21 protein-coding genes and 1 other RNA gene are annotated in these 24,204 nt (G+C 40.5%); 9 read left to right on the top strand and 13 right to left on the bottom strand.

Annotated elements, in window-relative coordinates; genetic code table 11:
* Positions 1–376 precede the first annotated feature (376 nt).
* Positions 377–1,105: a hypothetical protein gene (locus tag ACEYW6_RS29150; protein ID WP_412982493.1), complete on the top strand. Its 729-nt coding sequence runs from the start codon at positions 377–379 to the stop codon at positions 1,103–1,105.
* A 68-nt stretch (positions 1,106–1,173) separates the two neighbouring features.
* Here ACEYW6_RS29150 and ACEYW6_RS29145 read toward each other — a convergent pair whose 3' ends face one another.
* A complete protein-coding gene (locus ACEYW6_RS29145) occupies positions 1,174–1,950 on the bottom strand; it encodes an MGMT family protein (protein ID WP_412982492.1) in 777 nt (258 codons plus the stop codon).
* 24 nt (positions 1,951–1,974) lie between these two features.
* A complete protein-coding gene (locus ACEYW6_RS29140; protein WP_412982495.1) occupies positions 1,975–2,628 on the bottom strand; it encodes a PAP/fibrillin family protein in 654 nt (217 codons plus the stop codon).
* 761 nt (positions 2,629–3,389) lie between these two features.
* On the opposite strand from ACEYW6_RS29140, the gene ACEYW6_RS29135 reads away from it, so the two are divergent.
* Positions 3,390–3,689: a hypothetical protein gene (locus ACEYW6_RS29135; RefSeq protein WP_412982491.1), complete on the top strand. Its 300-nt coding sequence runs from the start codon at positions 3,390–3,392 to the stop codon at positions 3,687–3,689.
* A gap of 64 nt (positions 3,690–3,753) precedes the next feature.
* Here ACEYW6_RS29135 and surE read toward each other — a convergent pair whose 3' ends face one another.
* Positions 3,754–4,434 carry a 5'/3'-nucleotidase SurE gene (gene surE, locus ACEYW6_RS29130; protein ID WP_412982490.1) on the bottom strand — a complete coding sequence of 227 codons (681 nt, stop codon included), beginning with the start codon at positions 4,432–4,434 and terminating at the stop codon, positions 3,754–3,756.
* Positions 4,435–4,843: 409 nt separating this feature from the next.
* Between surE and psb32 the strand changes: the two genes are divergently transcribed.
* Positions 4,844–5,581, top strand: coding sequence for a photosystem II repair protein Psb32 (psb32, locus tag ACEYW6_RS29125; protein WP_412982489.1), 738 nt, complete (start codon positions 4,844–4,846; stop codon positions 5,579–5,581).
* A gap of 63 nt (positions 5,582–5,644) precedes the next feature.
* Here the strand turns inward: psb32 and ACEYW6_RS29120 are convergent, their stop codons facing one another.
* From ACEYW6_RS29120 to ACEYW6_RS29110, 3 genes are all read right to left on the bottom strand, one after another.
* Positions 5,645–6,028, bottom strand: coding sequence for a DUF4346 domain-containing protein (locus ACEYW6_RS29120; protein WP_412982488.1), 384 nt, complete (start codon positions 6,026–6,028; stop codon positions 5,645–5,647).
* Positions 6,029–6,117: 89 nt separating this feature from the next.
* Positions 6,118–7,299 (bottom strand): GNAT family N-acetyltransferase, encoded by a 1,182-nt coding sequence (locus ACEYW6_RS29115; RefSeq protein WP_412982487.1) that lies wholly within the window; start codon positions 7,297–7,299, stop codon positions 6,118–6,120.
* An 84-nt stretch (positions 7,300–7,383) separates the two neighbouring features.
* Entirely contained in the window at positions 7,384–8,124 is a 741-nt protein-coding gene (locus tag ACEYW6_RS29110) for a RibD family protein (protein ID WP_412982486.1), read from the bottom strand.
* Between the two features lie 295 nt (positions 8,125–8,419).
* Between ACEYW6_RS29110 and ACEYW6_RS29105 the strand changes: the two genes are divergently transcribed.
* A complete protein-coding gene (locus tag ACEYW6_RS29105) occupies positions 8,420–10,552 on the top strand; it encodes an ATP-binding protein (protein WP_412982485.1) in 2,133 nt (710 codons plus the stop codon).
* Positions 10,553–10,574: 22 nt separating this feature from the next.
* On the opposite strand, the gene ACEYW6_RS29100 is transcribed toward ACEYW6_RS29105, so the two are convergent.
* The 6 genes from ACEYW6_RS29100 to groL form a co-directional block, all read right to left on the bottom strand.
* The gene (locus ACEYW6_RS29100; protein ID WP_412982484.1) at positions 10,575–11,633 is read right to left on the bottom strand and encodes a Gfo/Idh/MocA family protein; all 1,059 of its coding nucleotides are present in this window, start codon (positions 11,631–11,633) and stop codon (positions 10,575–10,577) included.
* Between the two features lie 184 nt (positions 11,634–11,817).
* On the bottom strand, positions 11,818–12,537 hold the full coding sequence (gene rnc / locus ACEYW6_RS29095) for a ribonuclease III (protein WP_412982483.1): 720 nt from the start codon (positions 12,535–12,537) through the stop codon (positions 11,818–11,820).
* Positions 12,538–12,659: 122 nt separating this feature from the next.
* An RNA gene (rnpB, locus tag ACEYW6_RS29090) (RNase P RNA component class A) lies at positions 12,660–13,028 on the bottom strand.
* 44 nt (positions 13,029–13,072) lie between these two features.
* Positions 13,073–13,768, bottom strand: coding sequence for a hypothetical protein (locus tag ACEYW6_RS29085; protein ID WP_190892347.1), 696 nt, complete (start codon positions 13,766–13,768; stop codon positions 13,073–13,075).
* A gap of 64 nt (positions 13,769–13,832) precedes the next feature.
* A complete protein-coding gene (gene corA, locus ACEYW6_RS29080; RefSeq protein WP_412982482.1) occupies positions 13,833–14,975 on the bottom strand; it encodes a magnesium/cobalt transporter CorA in 1,143 nt (380 codons plus the stop codon).
* A 422-nt stretch (positions 14,976–15,397) separates the two neighbouring features.
* On the bottom strand, positions 15,398–17,080 hold the full coding sequence (gene groL / locus ACEYW6_RS29075; RefSeq protein ID WP_190892350.1) for a chaperonin GroEL: 1,683 nt from the start codon (positions 17,078–17,080) through the stop codon (positions 15,398–15,400).
* A 158-nt stretch (positions 17,081–17,238) separates the two neighbouring features.
* On the opposite strand from groL, the gene ACEYW6_RS29070 reads away from it, so the two are divergent.
* The gene (locus ACEYW6_RS29070) at positions 17,239–18,321 is read left to right on the top strand and encodes an MraY family glycosyltransferase (RefSeq protein WP_190892352.1); all 1,083 of its coding nucleotides are present in this window, start codon (positions 17,239–17,241) and stop codon (positions 18,319–18,321) included.
* A 75-nt stretch (positions 18,322–18,396) separates the two neighbouring features.
* Here the strand turns inward: ACEYW6_RS29070 and ACEYW6_RS29065 are convergent, their stop codons facing one another.
* Positions 18,397–18,657, bottom strand: a complete 261-nt coding sequence (locus ACEYW6_RS29065) for a hypothetical protein (protein ID WP_412982481.1) — start codon at positions 18,655–18,657, stop codon at positions 18,397–18,399.
* Positions 18,658–18,773: 116 nt separating this feature from the next.
* Between ACEYW6_RS29065 and ACEYW6_RS29060 the strand changes: the two genes are divergently transcribed.
* The 4 genes from ACEYW6_RS29060 to avd all read left to right on the top strand — a co-directional run bounded on the left by ACEYW6_RS29060 (position 18,774) and on the right by avd (position 24,124).
* Positions 18,774–19,964 carry a hypothetical protein gene (locus tag ACEYW6_RS29060; RefSeq protein WP_412982480.1) on the top strand — a complete coding sequence of 397 codons (1,191 nt, stop codon included), beginning with the start codon at positions 18,774–18,776 and terminating at the stop codon, positions 19,962–19,964.
* Positions 19,961–20,935 carry an AAA family ATPase gene (locus ACEYW6_RS29055; RefSeq protein ID WP_412982479.1) on the top strand — a complete coding sequence of 325 codons (975 nt, stop codon included), beginning with the start codon at positions 19,961–19,963 and terminating at the stop codon, positions 20,933–20,935. The genes ACEYW6_RS29060 and ACEYW6_RS29055 overlap by 4 nt, the downstream gene beginning before the upstream one ends.
* Before the next feature lie 6 nt (positions 20,936–20,941).
* Entirely contained in the window at positions 20,942–23,641 is a 2,700-nt protein-coding gene (locus ACEYW6_RS29050) for an SUMF1/EgtB/PvdO family nonheme iron enzyme (RefSeq protein ID WP_412982478.1), read from the top strand.
* 144 nt (positions 23,642–23,785) lie between these two features.
* Positions 23,786–24,124, top strand: a complete 339-nt coding sequence (gene avd / locus ACEYW6_RS29045; protein WP_412982477.1) for a diversity-generating retroelement protein Avd — start codon at positions 23,786–23,788, stop codon at positions 24,122–24,124.
* Positions 24,125–24,204: the final 80 nt, after the last annotated feature.

Raw genomic sequence — 24,204 nt, 5'->3', positions numbered from 1 at the left:
TTGTCTTTGCCTGTGGATTCACTTTACAATGCTTTACATTTTTTAATCAAGTTTTATCACTTCAGTAAAGCTGATATTAGTCATGAGTTTTGCTTATTTAAGGGTAAGTAGACGTAACCCAACCCAGGCTTCTTACCTTTGAGTTATGTGACTCACTCATATTTACAAACCTTAAAAGAAGGCGATCGCTCTCCATTTATCTGTATGTGATCGCTTCCAAAATGGCAGAGCATATCACACTCCTGGAAAAAATAATGATCGGGTAATAAATTATTTACTGTTCTATCAAATTAACGTTGTTAAGTTACTCAGCAGGTGTAGTTCTCACCTCCAGGCTGTGTTAAATATTGTGACGCGAAACAGGAGTATAGATACGTTGCAAAAGCTTTCTCCAGAATCTCCTCTATTTATTCTGTTAATTATTATTAGTTTTCTAGTAGTCACTTTGTCAACTTGGCTCTCCTCTAAACCATTCGTTTTAAAACCATTTGGGCTTAATGATATTATTCAGTTACTCATTTTACAATTATTTATTTCTTTGTTGCTAGAGCGTTCTTTAGAAGTTTTTATAACTACTTGGCGTGGTTCATTTATCGAGCAACTAGATATTAGTATTCAGCAAGAAAAAGTTCTAATATCTGAGAAAATAAGACTTATGGAAGCCCAACAGAAACAATTACCTTCTTTAGAATCCAATCAAATCAGTGGGCTACCGCCTGAAGGAATGAGCTTAGAAGAGCAAATCATCCAAAATTTTATACAAAACCAACAAGAACCATTAAAAATATTCAAGCCACAAATTAATGATTTGAATGAAAAAGAGCGCCAAAGAGCAGCCTATAAATCTGATACGCGAACAATTGCTCTATGGACATCCCTTTTATTCGGCCTTTTAATGAGCGCAATAGGTATTCGCTCAATCGAGCCACTTGTAGTTATTGATTTAGATAATCCAATTCAAGTAGTTGTTTTCCGTTGTTTAGATGCATTGCTGACAGGAGGTTTAATTGCAGGAGGTAGCGAGGGAATCCATAAGCTCATAAAAGTTTTTCTCGACTTTATGGAAGCTACGTCTAAACAAATTAAAAATCAGAGATTATCTTGATAAAACTAAGTATTTTCCTTTCTAAAATGGATGATATGCAAATACCATAAAAACTATATTAGTAATATCTATTCTAGATATATAGTCTCATCCTCCCACAAACAATATTTAATATCTACAAAACTTTTGCTTAAATTGCTCAATAAAACTGTCTCAGATAAAACCTGAACTCCTTCAGTTTCCAACTTGCTTTTTTGTTGGCTCACATAAGTTATCAAATAACCTTTAGAGTCTAATATTCTATGTAACGGGAAATCAGCAGATGAGGTCTTTTTCAAGTATGCCGGAATAGCTCTTAGATAGCTATTATCTACTCCTATACCTTTGATTATCTGTTTATATGTAACTACTTTTCCACTGGGAATTTTGATGATAAAATTTAAGAATCGTTCATAAGGGTTCTCAGATAATGCTGAAAATTTATGAGCTTGAATCTGAAAATTAGTTCCAACCTGGATTTTACCTGATTTAATAACTACACCTAAAATTCCTCTTTTAGCTTGAATGCTTTTTAATGATTCTACCAAGTGGGCTATTCGCTTACAAGGTTCACAGTGAAAAGTTAGACGAATTGCTGCACCACTTTCAAAAATTAGTAGAGAACCAGGGATAAAATTATCAAGTTCTATACCTTTAACCACAATATTTTCTCGCAATTCTCCTGCTTTAATTGATAAGTCTAAAATATCTTCGTATCTAACAATTAAAACTTGCCTGGGACTTATAGAATCGGCATTAATATCTCCTTCTATTCCATGACCTACCTTTAAATTTAATGTTTTAAGCTCTACCATCGCAGAACCTGGTTTTACCTTGGTGAAAAGATGTGTTATTGAGAGAGCCATATTCATTCAGCGGCGCGATCAATTTCAAATTGAGGAAATCAATTCAGGTAAATCATTGGATTTACTCAGAATGAATAAACTTCCATCCCCTCCACGTCCAATTCTTAAGGTTTCATCTAAGTAAGTAATGTCTAGTGTGGCAGTTCTGTTAGTAAGATTATTAGCTGGTACAACCTTAAATGGATTGAGTTGGGGAGTATTAATGCCCACAATCTTTTCAATCGATAGGTAGCGTTTGTCAAAATAGACGTTGATGCGTTTGTTCGATGGAGGCTCTAAATCCTCTTTGGCTGGTTCGAAGCTAGCTGTCACTTTGACGTATCCCGATACTAAACCCAGAGAATGTTTAACCTTAGCTAGATTGAAAAACAATTTATTTGCAATATCGATCACTTGATAAACTTTACCCAGCTTTAATCCCAATGGAAGAGAAATTAAAGAACGGATTTCTCTCGCAGTGGAGTATTGGAGTTGCCAAGCACCCTCCAGCAAAGAAGTAGCGTAGAGAAGAGGATTGAGATTGGGATTGACGCTCTCCAGTTCTGTTGTCAATTGTTCAATTTCTTCGGCTAAAATTTTGTCTAGCTGCAAATTGGTAATGGGAGAGCCATCGCTCTTAGTTTGAATCTTCTTAAGCTTGGCTTGTAATTTTTCCTTAATTAAAAGTTGATTGTTCAATGGTTGAATATTTTCCTTTAGATATTCTATTACTTTAGTTAAATGTGAAATTAGCCAATGAGTTGTGCGACGGTAATTTGCGTATCGCTTGGCAGAAAGTGGAGAGCAACCAGTTGCTCTCACCCGCCTTGAATACTTTACCAGATTTCAAAACCTTAAGAATTGTGCCTAGATCAGCAATTTTGATCGCGATCGGCACAAACAATAGCTATAAGATTAATATTCCTACAAGCTCTCCCCAATTTCCACATAACCTTTAATTGTAGACACTACTGAAGCAGAAATTGTAAATTGCAATTCCTGACTTGGATAAATGACACTTAGAAAAATGTTTGTTACTAGTGTTTAGTAAATTGTCGAGCCAAATGTTAAACAACAACGATATAATTACGGGAACTTAATTAGATTAGAATCTTAGTTTAATTAAAAGTATCAAATTTAACCATGCATTTACTTAATATTTGTTAAGTTTTTGGTAAGCATAACGTTGTATAAATTGAAGCTTATTTTCCTTAACTATATTTTGCAAGGGGTGGCTAATCATTTTGAATATGTAGTGTATAGTCACGAATTGATTAAAAAACCGAAAAAATTAGTGACCAATAAGAATCTAAACACAACATTGGGTAGAAGCATCAAAAAACAAAAACATACATATTATCAGAATGACAGTGTTATCTAATCTTTGTACAGAGATTAATTATTTCAATTGGTATTAGGAAGATTACTAAGATGCTCTCTCAAAATTAGGGTGTAAAGAAATGATTTCAGGCGGAGTCGAAGTAAAAATCAATCGCTTAGAATCTATTGTTGAGCAAATTGGGGAAGCAGTACTTTCTACGACTGAGACGATTGAACGTCTTGCAGAAAGACTGGAGAATCTCAGTATTCAAGTCGAAGCACAGGGACAGCAGGTGCAACAGCAAGGCTATCAAATTGTCGCGTTGTGTGATGCTATACAGACCCTTGCAGAATCTCACCATGATTCACTACAAAAACTCAACCAACTGACACAAACTGTAGATCGATTTATGTCCTTAATTCAAGCATTAGATGACTAAAATAATTCGTAATTTGTAATAGCCTAAAAGCTGGTAACAGTTAATTAGTCACTGATAGCTGATGTCAAACCCTTAACTGAGTTACGGCAATATTGCCGGAAAAACATACATCCACATCACTACCAGGAGTGCGATCGCGTTTGCCATATTCGCCCACATAATAAAAATTATCGCCTTCAATTCGATAGTTTACAGGCAAAGGTCTGGTACAGGCTTGGCAAAATACCATATTAGGATCTGGTTCTCCTGGTTGCAGATGCGGCAAGTTTACATTCCAAAAGCTTCCCGGTTCTAGGGGAAGCTTGAGTAAGTCCGCTAAAACTTCAGCTGTGAATTTGGCGGCCAGATCCCAATCAAAATCCTGTTTGGCTTTCCGATAGTGGGAAATAGCAATTCCGGGAATACCGTGCATTGCAGCTTCCCGCACAGCAGCCACTGTGCCAGAAATGTAAGCATCGACTCCCAAGTTACCCCCAGCGTTGATACCTGAAAGGACAAATTTGACATCCGCATTAATTTGTGTTATTGCAATTCTCACACAATCTGCGGGAGTGCCTGCGATCGCATACTCAGTCTCAGAACGTCGCTGGAGGTTGATGGCACGAGTGGTGGTAACTTGATGTCCACAGCCAGACTGATGATCAGCCGGAGCAGCGATAATAGCATTTTTGTCGTTTACAGCTTTGAGTAGCGCTCGGATACCGGGGGCATCAATGCCGTCGTCGTTAGTTAAAATTATGGTCATGTTGTATATATTATATTGATATAGCTTTAGCTCAAATTTCCGAAAAATGCAGATATCACCCATCAATGGCTACAGCAGGAAAAGCTACTTGCAGATATGAAAAAATATCCTCGATTATGCCAAAAATATTGATCAGTACGATATGATTTCTAGATGGTTTGCAAATTCCGCCCTAAGCATTTGGGTTAATTCCCAAAATGGGCGGTATTTCTTGTAACTAGCAAGGGTGTTAGCGTCAGGTCAATGCTTGCAGCCGCCCTCAGAACAAGTTTGTGCAATCAAAAAATCCCGTACAATATCTATCTGTTGGCAGTAGCAGAAATTTCACACTGGAGAAAATCGGCAACGAGGTGATTTTTGCAGTGTTTCTGTAGTATTTTGGGTGCAAGTCTGTCTTAGAGATCACACGATGAAACAGCTCCTCAAACAAGTATTTAGCAGTCAAAAACACCTCATCCGGCTAATTCTACCTTTGGTGACGGTTATTTTAGCAGCCTCGCTGTTTGCCTCACCTGCTTTAGCCACAGGGGTGTATCAATTACCCAGTCTCACAGCAGGGAATGACACCTGGGTTTTGGATCAAGGTGAAGTTATCAGCCGTCTGAATGAAGGTAAGATTAGCAGTGCCTTCGAGGATTTGGCAAAGCAAACAGATAAGGAAGTCAGAATTGTTACTGTTCGCCGCCTCGACTACGGTGAAACGCCGGAAAGCTTCACCAAAGAACTGTTTAAAAAATGGTTTCCTACAAAAGAAGCCCAAGCTAATCAAACTTTATTGGTTCTTGATACGGTTACCAATGGTACTGCCATTATTACTGGAGATCAAGTTAAGCCTTTGCTCACTGACTCTATTGCCGAGAGTGTAGCTACTGAAACAGTAAGTGTGCCGTTACGCAATGGTAATAAATACAACCAAGCTTTTCTAGATGCAAGCGATCGCCTTGTCGCCGTCCTCTCTGGCAAAGCCGATCCAGGCCCACCCCAAATCACTGACAATGTACAGGTAGAAGGCACCTTCAAGAAAGCAGAAGAAACAGACCAAGGTAACGCTACTGCTTGGGTAGTAGGATTGTTAATTGCCGCCACCGTTATCCCAATGGCGACTTACTACATCTATCAGATAAATCAGCCATCATCTGATGGGTAATGGGAGAGTTATGAGTGGAGTTAGGAGTTAGGAATTTCAACTCCTGACTTTTCACTTTTAACTTTAATCCTGAACATACTCTTGCTCTGTGACTAAAGCCACCTCAGCCCGAACAAATTCTCGACCCAAATAAGCTGCATGATTTAATTGAGTTACAGGAGGGGGCTGAGTTTCTTCAAAAATCTTCACGGAAAGTTCTTTCGCTGTCCTCCCGCTAAAAACTGTTGTATGAGTTCGTTCTACCTTTTCTCGCGCCGGAATTACTTTTCCTGTTTCTGGATCGACTGCTAAACCACGCTCATCAATCACATTTGTAAAATGCTTGGCATAAATTAACCCTACATTTCGATCCAAGTAAATAATGAAATACCCGCCGGGATCAAGGTCTATGTGACGCTGGGAAAGTTTATCATCAATTGCGGCTAAATTTTCAACTATTAAATCCATAAGCATTATAAAAAGAAATTTTCTTTCTTGAGGGTTTTTACACTCTATATCAAGTGTAATTCGTCGTTCACCCTCTGCCTTGGTATTCTTTAAGAATCTCGGTTATTAAATGGCAAGTCTGCATTAATTGCCTCAATCTCCTGCTGTTCGAGTTGATTCACTTCCTTAATATAGGGACGTAAAATTTGTCCTAAACGATTATTGTAAAAACGGTGCAAACTATGATTGGGAACAGCAGGGAAACCGCGCCGTTTTTTGTGTCGCCCACCCGCACCAGGGTCAAAAATTTGAATTCCGTTAGCGATCGCCCACTCAATTGGCGCATAATAGCAAGCATCAAAATGTAAGCAATCTATTTCTTGAAAACTCCCCCAATAGCGTCCATAGAGTTTGTCACCTTTAAACAAACAAAAGGACATTCCTAAAGGATGAGAGTTATCTTCCTCGCTGTATGCAGCAAAAAACAAGACTCGATGGCGATAATCGGTGTATAGCTGCTCAAAAAACCGCTGTGTGAGATACTTGCTACCCCACCAGCCAAACTTATCACAGGTGTCAGCATAGAACTGGTACATCAAAGGAAATGAAGAGTAGGGAATTTCATCACCACTTAGCGGTTGCAATCGTAAACCAGCTTTTTCCACAGCTTTGCGTTCCCGCTTGATATTGCGACGCTGATTGGCATTGAAAACTTTCAAGTAGTCATCAAAAGTTTTAAAACCAGCATTTTCCCAGACGTAGCTGTGGTGCAGCCATGTTGTAAAGCCATGCCGTTCCAGCATCGGACGCCATTGGGGATCAACATAGAGAAAATGACACCCAGAAATTCGATTTTTAGAGCAAAAAGTGTCAATTTCATGCACCATTATCGCTGTGATTTCATCTTCATCTTCTCCTGGAGCAATTAAGAATCGATAGCCTTCAGCAGGAGTAAAGGGTGTCATTCCCAGCAATTTTGGGTAATACTGGACTCCGATGCGATCGGCTAACTCTGCCCATTGGTGATCGAAAACAAATTCACCAGAACTATGTCCTTTAAGATAAAGTGGCGCAGCAGCAATCAGCATTCTATCTCGCCACAATGTCAAGTGATTTGGCAACCAACCAGTTTTAGCCGTAGCACTATGGGAGGTTTCGATATTGTTTAGCCACTCCCATTCTAAAAACGGCGTTTTGAGTGGCATTGCCAAAGCATTCCAGGCATTTTGGGGTACTTCAGCAATTTTATTTGTCCAAACGACAGAATAGCGAGGCTTAAGTTGTTCCACCATCGTGTGGTTTTTTTAGGGAGTCGGGATAAGGAGGACAAGAGGAATAATCAATGCCCAATGCCCAATAACTTTACTTAGCGTAATCTAATCTGCTGGTCGTTGCAGGCGATAGTGCAAAAACACTTCTTGTTCAACAGTATGAACTTCTAAAAGTTGCAACTTAGGAGCTAAATCGGGTAAAAATCCTTTCCCATCTACGGGTGTGGGTGCAGTATTACCACCTAAAATCAGTGGACAGACAGTCAGCCATAATTCATCAATTAAATCTAATCCCAGCAAGGAAGCGACTAATTCACCTCCACCCAATACTACCAAGCGTGTTATATGTAGAGTGGCTAGATGCTTCAAGGCTGCGGAAATGTCAATTTCTCGCGTTGATGTTTCAAAAACCAGAATCTGCTCAAATTCTGGAGAGCAATCCTTTGCTCCGGTTTCCAGAGTTGAGGGAAGCGTCTGTAAGCGTCCTTTCCATGAAAGTGCTCCCGCTGTTGTCGTGAGTAACCACCGTCTAACTGGTTGCTTAAAAAAGTTAATTTCCGGATTGAGGTTTGCAGAGTGTGTAGTCACTATATGAACTGGCTGCGGAGGCTTTCCTCCTTGCGCCCGGAGTTGCACTAGAGTTGGATCTGTTACGGTAAGTGTTGTTCCGTAGGCACCCAGAGTACCAGCACCGAATAAAACGGCATCAGAGGCAGCGATTTGTTTTTCTAAATGTGCTTTATCAACCCTTGAGCCAAACCGAGCAGGCGATCGCCTAAAATCTGCTATTTTCCCATCTGCACTCATTGCTAAAACAACTGTAGTATGAGGACGATGTTGCAACATTCAATTGATTTGATAGTTGGAATATTTTCTTTGCTCATGTGTAGATTCTCAAAAAAAATCGATGCCTGCAAGCTACTATTTTACAATTTCACCACTGTATTTATATGCAAAACAAATCGCTTCTAAATCTAGCATATATGAGTTTTGGTATACCACGTTTCTTTTTGAATTATAGCAATTTGTTATTTTTAAACATTGAAAATAAAATTCTGATAATTTAATAAAATGTCTCATCTAGCTCGTCTAATTACATATCTTTGCTGTTGTGGTTTGCAGATGCAAAGTGAGACACTCGATGACTAATTCCCGTCAATCTTCCTTTCGTCGAATTTTAGTAACGAGAATACTGCTTCTGTTCGTTCCAGTTTTACTTATAGGCGAGATTGTTGCCTTGAATAAGGCACGTTCTAGCATATTAGGAACTGCGCGTCAAAATTTAAAAGAAAGCGCCATCAGTAAAGGGCAGAGAATTGGAGATGCGATCGCTATCTTAAAAGCTAATTTACTGGTTGTAAGTAAAACAACGGTTATTCCGTCTTCGCCTATACAAGAGCAAGAAATTCTCACGCAGTTAAGGCAACAACTTCCAGCCAGTATTGAATGCATCCAATTAACGAATCTCCTAAATCAGAAAATAATTGCCAGTAGTTGTGGGGATCAAGCAATTGGAGAATTGACATTACCTTTGTCTAGCGACGGAATTGATATCAAAGCAATCTTTCCGCCAAAGGTAGGGGTGACTGGAAAAAGAAACACACAAAATCAACTCCAATTAGTGTTATCTGCACCAGTTTCTGATAGCCGAAAAAATTTAGTTTACAGCTTAAGTATTCAGTCTGCATTGTACCAACAAACCAGAAATCCGCCGGGATCACTCACAGGGGCTATGGTAGTGATTGCTGAGGATGGCACAATTTTGGCACACCCATTCACAAACTGGGTGGGAACTAATATCAATCAGCACCCAAATGCTTCCCAACTCAAGAGCATAATTAAAAATGCAATTGCGGGACGGAATGATTCGATAAATTTATCTTTTCCAGAGGGTAACGAATTAGTAGCTGGCTATACGGCTATTGCAAATCCACTTAGCCAACAGCAGCAGCAAAAATGGATAGTCTTAGCTGTTACTAGTGTTGATAATGCGCTTTTTGGTTTAGAGGAAATCAAACTAATCCTCATCGTTTTGACAGTTGGTTTGATTGGTGCAAGTTTGTTAGCATCACTATATTTAGCTCCTTACTTGGCACGTCCTGTAGAAGAATTGCGAGACTATGCTCTCAATATTCACTCTCACCACGCCGCACAACCAGTGCCGCACAATTTTCAAATCCGGGAATTCAATCAACTAGCTCAAGCATTAGACCAAATGGTAGAACGGCTCAAAGCTGGGGCAGAAGAATTGGAAATAGCTTGGAAAGAAGCAAAAACCGCTAACCAAATTAAAAGCCAGTTTTTGGCTACGACTTCCCATGAATTGAGAAACCCATTAAATATTATTATTAACTGTATTCGCTTGGTTGAAGATGGCTTATGTGATGACCGGGAAGAAGAAATGGAGTTCCTTAAACGTGCTGATGAAACAACAATTCACTTGCTAGGTATTATTAATGATTTACTAGACATTTCTAAAATCGAAGCAGGTAAGCTTTCAGTCGTCACCACACCTATTGACCTCCGACAAATATTGTTAGAGGTAATTAATTTACAATCAGTTAATGTTCAACAAAAAGGCTTACAGCTGAAATGTGAGTTAGCTCCTGAACAGATACCAATTAAGGCAGACGCAGCAAAACTTAAACAGGTGCTGATTAATGTTATTGGCAACGCCACCAAGTTCACCGACACAGGAAGCATCACCATTGCTACAGAAATCCAATATAGTAATGGGAAATCTCAGGTGGTGGTGATAGTCAAAGATACAGGTATAGGGATTGATCCAACTCAACAGCACAAGCTATTTCGCCCCTTTGTGATGGTGAATGGCACAACCACGCGCCAGTTTGAAGGTACTGGACTGGGATTAGCGATTTCACGAAACTTAATCGAACTCATGGGAGGCAGCATTACTCTTGAGAGTGTGGGTCTTCATCAAGGTACGACACTGAAGATTACCTTACCTTTGATTGATATCTCGCTGTTACCTGTTCCAAAAAAAGAAGAAAATGTAGGGGAAGGGAATCTTGGATTTTCCTCTGGAAACGAGGAGGCAAAAGCAAGCCACTACCCAAGCCTAGAGGAATCTGGAGCAAGTCCCTCTTTGGGGATCAATAAATCTGTAAAAGCAGGGGTAGATAAAGAGAAGTCCTCGAAGTTCCAGTTACTGCTTGGGAACGAGACTTACGAGATTAGTCTTTCGCCGCAGCAAACTATCTTGGTAAGTCTTCCAAAAGGCGGAGTTTGTGCGAATGGGACTTTCAAGAAGTAATTTAGTTAAAAGTCGACATTCTTCATCCTTGACGCTCATTCACAAAAACAGGTTTGCCGCCTTGCTGAAGAGATACTGTTAAACCAGCAAGAATTTCTACTAACTCAGTGCCTACCCAGCCAGACGAAACCTCAGAGGGAGTATTGTTGAGAACAGAGACAACAAAGGAGGAGCAAACCCGCTCTAATGGTTCACCTGTTTCTAATTCCAGCACTATCTGCTTTTGATTTATAGGAATAAATTGATTGCCCTGTTGTTCAAACTGACCATGTAGCAGGGTTAGAGATGATGATAGTGACATTTCATCAAAAATTAAGCTGCCAAGGCTGCCCACAATCCCCAGCCGTCTCTGTTTATCGGGATTCAGCCAGCACAAGTGAATATAAGCTTGAAAGCCATCTGGATATGTTAGTGTCAGCCATACTAGGTCAGCTAAACCTTGAGATGGGGAGTGGATCAGTTCCCTACTTTCCTGTTCTTGTAGCCAGACTGTACCCGTTGCCTGTACTTTCACAGGGATCTGACCCAGCCAAGTGTTAAAAATAGCAATATCGTGAATAGCTAAGTCCCATAGCGCATCAACATCTTGCCGGACAGGCCCCAAATGGGTGCGGGTGGCGTAGCCGTAGCGTAAATCACCTAATTTTCCAGCTTGGACTACAGCTTTCCCTTGCTCAACTGCTGGGTGAAATAAATAAGTATGATCTACCATGAGTATTAAATGATGCTGCTCTGCTAAATAGCAAAGTTCTCGACATTCTTCTGGATCGAGAGTTAAGGGTTTTTCAGCTAAAACATGATATCCCTGTTGCAGAGAGTCTTTAATTAAAGCATAGTGGGTGGTAGCTGGAGTTGCGATCGCCACCGCTGTCAACCCTGGCACTTTTTTTAAGTCTTCCCATTGAGTTGTCAAAATTACATCTGCGTCTAAATTAAACTGCTGCTTGACCGCCGCTAATCTTTCTGGATGGGGATCTACTACAGCAACTACATTTACTTGGGGATGTGCTAAGAAATTCCGCAACAGATGCACTCCCCAACGCCCAATTCCGATAACAGCAATTTTAATTTGGTTTGTCATTAGTCATTAGTCATTAGTGAGCCAGCGCGGTCTTCTCCCAAAGGGAGAGGCTAGCGCCAAGGGGGTTTCCCCCATGAGCGACTGGTGAACCCGTAAGGGTCATTAGTCATTAGTATGCAAGGGACTAGGGACAAATGACCACTGACGACCAACTGATTATCCGTTTATCAGCCGTATTTTTGCTTCAGGAGTTTTCCTGACTAGGGATTGCTAAAAAAGCTACCTTAGCTGCGGCTTGTTCAGCAGTTTTTATCGAGCGTCCCTTACCTTCTCCTAGCTTGTTTCCGTGCAGCCACACTTCAGCTAGGAAACGTTCTTGATTGCGGTGCGGTTGGCTGACTTCCACAACCCGATACTCTGGTAAAACTTTAAATTGTGCCTGAGTCCATTCTTGGAGAGCAGCTTTGTAATTAAGTCTGGCAGGATCGAGGCGAATTTCTGTCGTTAGTTGTTGGAAGTGCGGATCTAGCCAAGAGCGGATTAGTTCCAGATTTTGAGTGCTTAAGTAAAGCGCACCCAGAACTGCTTCAAAAGCATCTGCCAGTCGTGACTCTTGACCAACTTTATCAGCGGTAGCACTGCCAGCAACTAGTAAGTATAATTCCAAACCATAAACTCTGGCCAATTGGGCGAGAATGCGATCGCTCACTAACACCGAACGAATTGCTGCAAAATCCCCTACTGGACAATCGGGATAATTTTCCCATAAAACAACAGCCGACACTAGGCGCACCACTGCATCGCCAACAAACTCTAGCTGTTCATAATTTGCCGAATCAGAGACAGTGGGATGAGTTAGCGCTAAATCTAGCAGCTCCCACTTAATAGGTGCTTCTAGGGATAAACCAAATTTTTGGACTAAACTTTCGAGTTGCCGCTGACGGCGTGGATAGGCAAGGGGCATTACATAACAAGGGGAAGGGGGCAGGGGGAGCAGGAGGAGTAGGGGGAGCTAATAACTCTTGACTCCTAACTCCTAACTTCTAACTTCTAACTCCTAAACTCAGCACTCAGCACTAAAAAAGGGGGAGAGAGCAGGACATAAGCCGGGTTCTGTTCTCTTGCGAGGGCAGTTATCTATCTGGGACGCTTGTTACCAAACGCCTCTAGCGGCTCTCATTGAGCGGAACTGGTAAAAGACCAACCATAGTTCCTATCGCCTTGCTCCCAACCGGGGTTTACCGAGCCAGCACCTCTCGATACTGCTGGTGCGCTCTTACCGCACCTTTGCACCCTTACCAGATCAATTAAAATTGATCTGGCGGTATCTTTCTGTGGCACTATCCTCACGATCGCTCGCACTGGACGTTATCCAGCAAGTTTGGTCTTTCGGGAGTCCGGACTTTCCTCAAACCAGTAACTATGACTGATCTGCAACCGCCTGCGCCTACTCTCTCCTTAGATCCAGTTTACTGTTGACGTAGCATGTTGACATGACATTACTTTTTTTTATTCCAAGGTAGAGCGTAAGTCCAAGGTAGTTTCCTAATTGTGAAAGGACAATTGATAATACTAATGGGAGGAAAATCACGACCTGGGGCTAGACCTAAACGCACCTCAGATATCCGTAGCACCAGTTGTAAGGAAAAGTCCAACTCCTTTCTTCTGTTAATAAAATCGTTGTACAACTTTTTTTGCCCTTTTTGTAGCCCATTGATATCAATTAGTGGTTTTTTTGCTGAATAGGTTCCAGCTACTTGATCGCGCTCGAAAACATCTTCTGCTGTCACCGTTTCAGATAGTGTTTTTTTGGGAGCAATTAGGCTAGGACTTTGAGGTACTGCTAAGTCGCGCGTTAAGTCTGGTGATTTCCGAATTACGCGGCGCGATTGCTTGCTATGTTCAACTACTAGAGAACTGTTGTCCCAGTCAACGTATACAGCAACATTATCAGATTTATTTTCAATGCTAATTCCTAAATCTTTCAGATCGTCAATTGGGTATGAAGATTTGAGTTTAAAGGAAATCCCAATTTTATCGTCGAGATTTTGTTCTTTGAGTTGTTCGTCAACGATTCCTTTCTTAAACTCGAACTTAATTTGGTCATCTATGGATTCAACCATGCGGTTAAAAACGTAGGAAATACCGATAATATAAATCGTCAAAACTACTAAATTCTGGTCGCTACTCCTCATAACTCAGAATCTTAACTCCCGGTGCTAATGAATATATATTTGACCCATCGTCCATCTACAACCTTTAATTACGCTTGATTGTTACAGAATTTTGTAGCCAGCCCCGTCGCCAAAAAAAGAATAGCAAACCAAGTGCGATCGCTCCCATCACTGCCAAGCAAATTGGATAGCCCCAATACCAATTCAATTCAGGCATATTATATGGCGATTTCTCAGTATTGAAATTCATACCATATATTCCTGCAACAAAAGTTAGTGGGATAAAAATTGATGAAACCACCGTTAGCACCTTCATGATTTCATTCATTTTATTGCTCACTGCCGAAAGGTACACATCCATTAATCCAGATGCTAGTTCTCGGTAAGTTTCTACCATGTCCATCACTTGCACTGTATGGTCATAACAATCTCGCAGGTAGATTCGTACCTCTTCGCCAATCAGTTCGCTACCATCTCGAATTAAAGAATTAATTGCATCTCGCTGCGGCCAGATAGCACGACGCAGTTGCAGTAATTCTCGCCTAATTTTATAAATATTTTGTAGTGTTTGTGGGGTGGGTTTAACTATTACTTCCTCCTCTAACTCTTCGATTCGCTCCCCATAAAGCTCCAGCACTGGGAAAAAGCCATCAATAATTGCATCTAACACAGCGTAAGCTAAATAATCGGCTCCCTGTTTACGGATGATTCCTTTGTTTTTTTCAATCCGCGATCGCACCGCTTCAAAGCAATCATGTTCTGGTTCTTCTTGTACTGTCAACAAATAATTTTTCCCTAAGATCAAACTCACTTGTTCGCTGTGAAAACCACAAGTTCTTTCTTTTGGTACTACCATGCGAGCAATGAATAGCAATTGGTCTTCATAATCCTCTGTTTTAGGACGCTCCGGTACATTGACTATATCTTCTAAAACTAGAGGATGTAACTCAAAAACGTTACCCAATCGTTCTAATATGTCTTGACTGCCTAAACCTTGTACGTCTACCCAAGAAATTGATTCGCTATCAAGATATGGGATACATTCTTCTGGAGTTAATATTTGTTTGTGGATGAAATTGGTTTGATTATAGTCAATCAAGAAAATTATCGGTGGTGGAGCATCTGCATCAATAAAAATGGTTCCAGGTATAGTCCCTGGTTGGTGATAGAACTCATCTTCATATGGTCTATTTACTACTTTGGGAAGGCGACGCAGTTTTCGTGCCATGCAATATTACCTAATAGTTATTAGTTATTAGTCATTAGTAAAAATAATTGACTCGTAGCAACTGATAACTTACACATAATTTTACAAAAATTAATACAAAGAGGGCAATTTCTAGATTAAGCAATTATTTAGGTTGCTAATTTGGTCATCAACATTTTGTTGGTAGTCAGTTGTACTCATAACTAAGCACTGAAAAGTTTCATAATTACAGCTATTTTCAGTTGTAAGGGCAAAGCAATGCTGTACCCCGACAATACGTGTGCTTTAAATAGATGAAAACTGCTGTAAGTTTATTTACGTTCAGTGAGTTACCAGCAATACAGATAACATATTGCTTCTGAATCAGCAATGGTCAGTATAAAAAAACAGTTTGCCTTGGCAAGACAAACTGCTTAAAAAATATTTATCTGGGTGAGCAGAAGTTAGAACATGCCCATGCCGCCCATGCCGCCCATGCCGCCCATGCCACCCATGCCACCCATGCCGCCCATACCGCCCATATCAGGGGCAGCCGCGGCGGATTTCTTCTCCGGCTTTTCAACAACGATCGCTTCGGTGGTTAAGACCAAACCAGCAATGGAACCAGCGTTTTGCAAAGCTGAACGCACGACTTTGGCAGGGTCGATAATCCCGGCAGCGATCAAGTCTTCAAATTCTCCGGTAGCAGCGTTGTAGCCAATGTTGAAGTCGCTATCTCGGACTCTAGAGACGATAACAGAACCTTCAGCACCAGCATTATCTGCTATTTGACGCAAGGGAGCTTCTAGCGCTCGTTGGACTATATCAGCCCCAATTTTTTCTTCTTCGTTTTCTAAGCTGTTTTTAATCGCTTCTACCGTCTTAGCTAAGTGAATTAAGGTCGTTCCACCACCAGGAACAATACCTTCTTCCACGGCGGCTTTAGTAGCGTTCAGCGCGTCTTCAATCCGCAGTTTACGGTCTTTGAGTTCGGTTTCGGTTGCCGCACCCACTTTAATTACTGCCACACCGCCAGCGAGTTTAGCGATGCGTTCTTGCAGTTTTTCTTGATCGTACTCAGAATCGGTTTCTTCCAACTGCCTGCGAATTTGAGAAATCCGCTTTTGTACCTCTGGCTTGGTGACACTGCCAGCTACAATGGTGGTGCTTTCTTTGTCAATGGTGATTTTGCGGGCAGTTCCCAACGCTTCTAGAGAAGCGGTATCCAAGCTTAAGCCAATTTCTTCAGAAATCAACTGTCCATCGGTGAGAATAGCAATATCTTCTAACAAAGCTTTGCGGCGATCGCCAAAGCCAGGTGCTTTAATTGCAGCCACAGCAAGTACACCCCGCGCTTTGTTCACTACCAAAGTTGCCAAAGCATCACCTTCGACATCTTCCGCGATGATCAGCAAGGGCTGACCAGAACGGGCGACTTTTTCCAACACTGGTACTAAATCTTGGATGCTGCTGATTTTTTTGTCAGTAACCAAGATGCGGGCGTTTTCAAATTCGACTATTTGCCGCTCGTTGTTGGTGACGAAGTAGGGTGAAATGTAACCCCTGTCAATCTGCATCCCCTCAACTACTTCTAGTTCTGTGGTGAGGGATTTAGATTCTTCAACGGTAATGACACCATCTTTGGTGACTTTTTCCATTGCTTGGGCTAACATTTGGCCAACTTCTTCATCGTTACCAGCAGAGACAGTTGCAACTTGAGCGATCGCACTTCCTTCTACTGGCTTGGCTACTCTGGCAATTTCTTTTACCAGTGCCTCAATAGTTTTGTCGATCCCGCGTCTCAAGCTAACCGGGTTACTACCTGCCGCGACGTTCTTCAAACCTTCCCGAATCAAGGCCTGTGCTAAAACTGTGGCGGTGGTTGTACCATCCCCAGCGACATCTTTAGTTTTTGAGGCCACTTCCTGGATGAGTCTTGCACCAGTATTTTCCAAAGGATCTTCTAATTCAATTTCCTTGGCAACAGTGATACCATCGTTGACAATTTGAGGTGCGCCAAATTTTTTCTCTAAAAGGACATTGCGACCTTTGGGCCCCAAGGTGATTTTTACGGCATCGGCAAGGGCGTTAACACCCCTTTCTAGAGCTCGCCGCGATTCCTCGTCAAATGCAATAATTTTCGCCATGTTTTATTTCTCTAGCGCTTCCATTAGACAATTTAGCACTCACAGGGCAAGAGTGCTAATCTTCCAAGCGGCTCAAGTTACAAATGGAAATAAAAAAAATTGATTAATATACAGGTGATGCTCATATTAGATACAGGCAGTAATGCTTGAATTGGGAGATGAATCTAGACAACTCCCTTAAGTTCCTTGGTATTGCCGACCCTAGCGGCACCGGCTGGTTGGCAGTAGTATTTACGTTTCTCTTGGCTTGGCTTGTAACATGGCGTTTAATTCCAACAGTACGCAAATTCGCCTTGCGGGTAGGTTGGGCAGACCAACCCAACGCACGACGGCTCAATCGAGAACCTTTGCCCAATGCAGGGGGGCTGGCTATCTACGCAGGTGTGATTGCCGCACTGGTATTAGCTAGCCTTTTACGACCTATCGAACTGCAAAACGTACTGGCTCAGGTGCTCACTATTCTGTTGGGGGGTTCGATATTAGTCCTTGTGGGCTTTATCGACGATCAGTTCGGCTTACCGCCCTCTGTTCGATTGTGGGCGCAAATTGTTACGGCACTGTTGCTAGTAGCTAATGGCATTAGTGTCCAAGTTATGTTTGGTACCCCCATTGACTCGCTCCTGTCCATGTCGCTAACCGTGCTATGGGTGGTAGGAATTACCAACGCCATCAACTTGATGGATGGTATGGATGGCTTGGCAGGAGGAATCAGCTTTATTACCGCCATGAGTTTGTTGGGGGTTGCAGCCCAATTTAACAATCGTGCAGCGGCAATCTTGGTACTTGCAGCCTTGGGGGGTGCAGCACTAGGCTTTTTGCGCCATAACTTCCATCCATCACGGATTATTATGGGTGATGCCGGAGCATACTTTTTCGGCTATGTGCTGGCAGCAACTAGTATTTTAGGCAAACTGCAACAAAACACAGTTTATGCACTAATTCCCACGGTTTTATTTCTGTTGTTACCAGTGCTAGACACCACTCAAGTATTTGTGCGGCGGCTACTAGCAGGAAATAACCCTCTCAGTACTCCAGGGAAAGATCACCTGCATCACCGCTTACTTGCCTGGGGACTCTCCCAGCGCCATGCTGCGTTCACGCTTTGGTCAATTACCTTAGTTTTCAACTTGCTGGCAATGAGAATACAAGGCATGAGTTTGGCTGTGATGCTGGCTACCGCCAGTAGCATTATCCTTCTTTTGGGTTTTACTGTTTGGCAAAGGATACGCCAACAGCCTTAGTTGCTTGTCGAGTGGGTTAAGCGCGATCGCACCGCCTTCACCCACCATCGAACACCAGATACAACCAGTCGAAAACTAGTCCAAAGGCCAATTTGGCGGTCTTTTGGTGTTTTTCAAAGCTTCTTCCAACATCCGACGATTGGCATCTTGAGACATTTTTTTGGTCTTATCCATCATCACCACAGCCACTTTTGTCAAGCCAGTTGTCGTCCCTTGAGAAACTTTATCCATACTCTCAAGTCCAACACTAGTCACAAGTAGCAGTCCACTCAGTACAGTAGTGCTGACATATACTTTTTGGGCTAAATTGGCTTGTTGAGTCGATTTATCTGCCATTGTCTGCAATTTCCTGTTGTGTTCGACTCTTTTAGTTCACCAGATATCGCAATAAGTGCAAAAATCTGATCAGGATCTGATCAGGATCTAGTTGAGTAGAGCGATCGCAACAAGCAATGGTACTAATCAAGGCATCACCAGAGGGGATTGAACAAATTAAACAATCTATAAAACACAAAGGTTGGACTGTAAGTGGTGACAGAAAAAACAATGCAGATGCACTGATTATTGTGAGTCAGCAACTATTTAAAAAATATGTAAAAAAATACCTAAAAATAAATAATGCTGATGAGGAGCCACTTACCAGTGAACAACTTACAAAATTAGTAAACCAAGAACAAAAAATATTTACGCCTACAGCAACGAATAAAGTAAATACATATATTTATCAACTAAAAAAACAAAAATTTACTATTAAGGACTTTATAGAAGAAATTGAAATTCAATGTTTATATGCTGATAGAGTCACCTCTAGAAATTGGAGATATTTTCAGAAAGGTAAAGAAATTGATGATGATATATTTGAGGCTTTTTGTACAGCTTTAGAAATAAAGAATTGGGATAATTTTGCTATTTATCACCCCATTTATAATAAAAATGCTACCGATCAAACTCGTTTAGTAGAAGGATTGAGTTCATTTAACCATAGAACACAAATTAAATTACTAAAGACAAACTTTAGCAATCCAAATAAGCCTTTTCTAGTTGCTAATACGTGTAAGTATAGTCAAACCTGGATGCTGAGACGGTTAGAGTTGGAGATTGAAAACACCAATAGACTAAAATGCAAGCCTTTTTTGTTATCAGGCTCTCAATTCTCTTCAAGAAGTATTAATGAACTCTCAAATCGCTTTGAAGAACAATATCCTATAACAAGGCTTGTTAAATCTTTGAAAAATGAGAATTTACTTGTTGTTATTGATAATCCTTATGACTGCAAGGAAATAATTAATGATTTTTGGATGCCTTTAGTTAAGAAATTAACTACAACAAAAACTCCAGGTATAATGTTTATGTTTTTGCTATCTAATAATCAAGCCAATGAGCGAGAAATAGAATCGACACAAATTATCGAACTACCTCCGGCTAATCCATTTAAAGAAGAAGATAAAGAAGATATAGTTAATGCGTTGTTGGATATTGGGGCAAAAATACAAAACCCGTTGTCTCAAGATAATGCAGAAAAGATTGCTGATATCTTAATCCAAAAAAGTAATGGCGATACATTAAAGTTACTTCAAGAAATTTATAACCATTTTAAATCTAAGACAACAAACTTTGCTGATGTATGGCAGAAATACCCATGAATCAAAAAAAAATTGAGTATACCGGAAAAATTCACCCTCCGAAGGGAGGTGAGTTAAATGAGCAACTGCGTCGCAAATTGTATGCTTACTACCCTAGTGATTCTCTAAAAGAAGCAGTAAATTTAGCAATTAAACTACATCGGCCATTGCTGCTAGAAGGAGAACCTGGTTGTGGCAAAAGTGAACTTGCTCGCGCTGTTTTCTATGAACTTAGTAAACAATATACTAGTTATGAGTGGGATTACCGTCTTTGGAATGTGCAGTCAACTAGCAAAGCTCAAGATGGATTTTATAGCTATGACTACATTGGTAGATTACAAGCTGCACAACTGGCAAAAGTAGAAATTAAAGATAAACAATCTAATCCGGCAAATCCTGAAGATTATCTGGAATTGGGGCCATTAGGCTATGCTTTTGATAGAGATTTTTTAAATCAAAAAAAGAGTGAAAAGCCATATAGAACTATAGTTTTAATTGACGAAATTGATAAAGCTGATACAGATTTTCCTAATGACCTTTTACTGGCTTTAGAAGACAAATGTTTTGAAATTAAAGATTTGCGTCCTCGGCAATGGTTAAAAGCTAACCCCGACGCACCACCGATTGTTTTTATTACATCTAATCAAGAAAAAGAACTACCTAATGCTTTTCTGCGGCGCTGCCTGTATCATTATATTGAGTTTCCAGATAATAAAGATGAACTCAAGAAAATTATTCAGGCAAGATTTCAATCACAACGACATGATTTAGTGGATAAAGCCATTGAACGCTTTTTAGAATTGCGGTCAGAAATGAACGACGAGAAAGAGGAAACAGCCAAAAAAGTTAGCACCAGTGAATTAATTGATTGGTTTACAGTTTTAAATGACTATCCTCCAGAAAAAGTTATTAAAAAGCTGGAAGATGAACGATATCCCTTTGCTAGTACTCTACTTAAGAGTCGCCAAGATAAAAGCGAATATGGTTTTTGAATAACTATGAGTGAACCGCCACTGCTAAATTTATTTTTGGGACTGCGAGAAGCTGGGTTGCCTTTAGGTATTGACCAGTATTATTTAGCAGAGGAAGCATTATTGCAATCCATTGAAGCGGGATTAGATATTGCTGATAAACAAGCAGTAGCGCGGCTTTGTCAAACTGTCTGGGTAAAATCTCGGCAACAACAACGCCTTTTTAACCAGTGCTGGAATGAAATATTATCCTATCCGGCAAGATTTAGCAAATCTCCAATTATTGATTCACCAAATTCAAAAAAATCAGCGCGTTCAAAGCCAAGTTCATCTGATAAAAGTAAACCACTAAACACAATTGAGGAGAATCAAAACCAGCCAGAAGAAGAAAAACAAGAAGTATCGTTAACCCCTGCTTCTAGTGACGCTGCTGTTGTTGTTACCTCCGTTTCAACGAAGCTGAAAGAAGGAGATTATTTTCCTGTGCGGCGTCAACAATTGCGACGAGGTTGGCGGTTACTGATGCAAAAGTTGCCAGGTAGTATTCCTAGTCAGATAGATATCCGTGAGACAGTTACAGATGTTGCTAAACGGGGGTTTTTTCTTAAACCTGTTTTAACTGCTCCTCAAATTCAGTATAGAGAAGTAGTATTGTTAATTGACCAAAAAGGCTCAATGGTTCCTTTTCATCCCTTCTGTCGTCAATTGGTAGAAATTTGGCAAGGAGCAAAAATTTACTACTTTCGCAATAGTCCGACTGAAGAACTTTACCATGACTCGCAATGTTGGCAAGGAGAATCTATCAAGTCTATTTTGAGGCGTTTTTCTCAAAAAAAGACTTTAGTTGTTATAGTTAGCGATGCTGGGGCAGCACGTCGTCGTACAGTACCCTCAAGATGGGAGGAAACTGTTGACTTTTTAGCAATGCTTACCCCTCGTGTCAATAAAGTAGCTTGGCTTAATCCTCTCCCGCGCTTTCATTGGCGAAATACTACTGCTAAATTTATTGCCGAGGTAAATTCGCTAGTACCAATGTTTGCACTAGAGTCTGCTGAATACCAACAAATGCTGCAATGGTTATTTGATGGTAAACCAAGTATTAAAAGTTTTTTAAAACAAGCAGAGAAGAAAGCTATTGAAAAAGAGCCATTTGGCAGTTTCAATATTTGGGAAATCGAAGAATATAATGCCAAGGGACAAATAGAAGCTTTTGGCATCATGTTTAGGGAAGCGCATTTGAATTTTGCCTATCATGCAGCTTTTCCCCTGGTTTTGACGCCAGATTTACTTTATTGTTTATGGTGGAAATTTTTTAAAGAGTCTGAATTTAAAGAATCTGAAACACCTTGGTATGTTGTTGCTAATTTACTACTCTCAGATTTGTGCCGAGAAGTCGATACTGAATTGTATGAAATGGAGCGTGAAGTTCGCAATGAATTACTAAGGCTTTGTCAAGAAAAGTTTGGCGAACAACGGCTTCAAGAACTTTCGCAATTTTTGATTGAATATATTAATCGACAATTTAAAAAACACCAGCCAAATTCTTTATCATTTGATTTATTACAAGTACAGCAATGGACAGCTTTAGCTTATATCAAAAAGGGAGATGAAGCTGCCAAAGAACTCGCAGAGAAACTACGTCAAGCCTATTTGCAAAGCAACAAAGCTGAGTTGGTGCGTTTGTCTGAAGTGATTGAAACTTTGGCAGAACCTTTAAGAGAAAAATATGAACCTTTGCTACTTGTTGCTAGAGGTTATGGTGCTTTGGCGCGTGGTGATGAAAAAGGAAGAGTAGATGCTCAAGATGAATTGGACAAATTAGGTTTTAGAGAAACTGTGAATGTCCAAGGAGTTGTGCTAGAGCGTCCAATAACTTTAGACAAAATATTTTCATTTGAAGTTGTGACTGTTAACCGTCGCGGTAAAATTATTAAACAGGTAACTAAACAAGCGAGATATTTTATTGAAGATTTAGGCGATAATATCAACCTGGAAATGGTGGCTATTCCTGGCGGTAAATTTATGATGGGTTCGCCGGATGGGGAAGGTGATAATGATGAGCATCCCCAGCATGATGTAACTGTGCAACCATTTTTTATGGGTAAATATCTTGTAACTCAAGCTCAATGGCGAGTAGTCGCCAAATTGCCAAACATTGAACGAAATTTGAAAGAAGACCCATCAAATTTTAAAGGTGATGATTTACCTGTAGACTCTGTTTCATGGTATGATGCGGAAGAGTTTTGCAAGAGGCTCTCTCAAAAAACCGGACGACAATATCGTTTGCCCAGTGAAGCGGAGTGGGAATACGCCTGTCGTGCTGATACTACAACACCATTTCATCTTGGTGAGACAATTACTGGTAAACTAGCTAATTATGATGCTAGTAACATCTTTGCAGATGAACCTAAAGGAGAGTATCGAGAAAAAACTACATCAGTAAAAACTTTTACCCCTAATGCCTTTGGATTATTTGATATGCATGGCAATTTGTGGGAATGGTGTGCCGATGTATGGCATGAGAATTATGAAGGTGCGCCTATTGATGGCAGTGCTTGGATGGTTAAAATTGATAATGATAATCAACTCCGTGTGCTGCGCGGTGGTTCCTGGAACAACTATCCTGAAGGCTGTCGTTCTGCTAACCGCAGCAGGCTCTATCCCGATGTCGGCCTCGACGACAACGGTTTTCGGGTGGTGTGTGGTGCTGCGGCGAGGATTCTTTAGCCCTTTATACTCTTCCCCTTTTGCCCTCTATCCTATTTTCTTTACCCTTCTCAAGTGTAGCGAAGCGGAACGATCTTTTTATTTGCAAAAGCAAGAATTAGCGTAAGTGCGGAGCTTACCTTTTATAAATATATCACAAAAATAATGGAAGATTTACCAATTATCCAAAAAACCTACGATTTGATTAAATGGTATGTTCCGATTCTGACTCGCTTACCCAAAGCTCATAAATTTACTCTAGGGGATCGGATGATAAATAAGTTATACGATTTGTTAGAGGGTTTAATTACTGCTCGTTATGCTAAACAAAAAATCACTCAATTAAAATCGCTGAATACTCAGTTAGATATTTTACGTTATCAAACGCGGCTTTTGCTAGATTTGCAGCTAATTCCAATATATAGATATGAATATGCCGGAAAATCAATCAACGATATTGGTACAGATTTAGGTGGTTGGATTAAACAGCAAAATAAGTTCTAGTATTTATTATAAATAATAATCATTTTTGAATAACAAGAGACCTGGCGAATAGAATTCGCGGCTACACAGACAAAACCCAC

This window comes from Nostoc sp. UIC 10607, from assembly GCF_047228265.1.
GTDB lineage: Bacteria > Cyanobacteriota > Cyanobacteriia > Cyanobacteriales > Nostocaceae > Nostoc > Nostoc foliaceum_A.
Note: the sequence above shows the minus strand (reverse complement) of the source record. Positions and strands in the feature narration are given on the sequence as shown.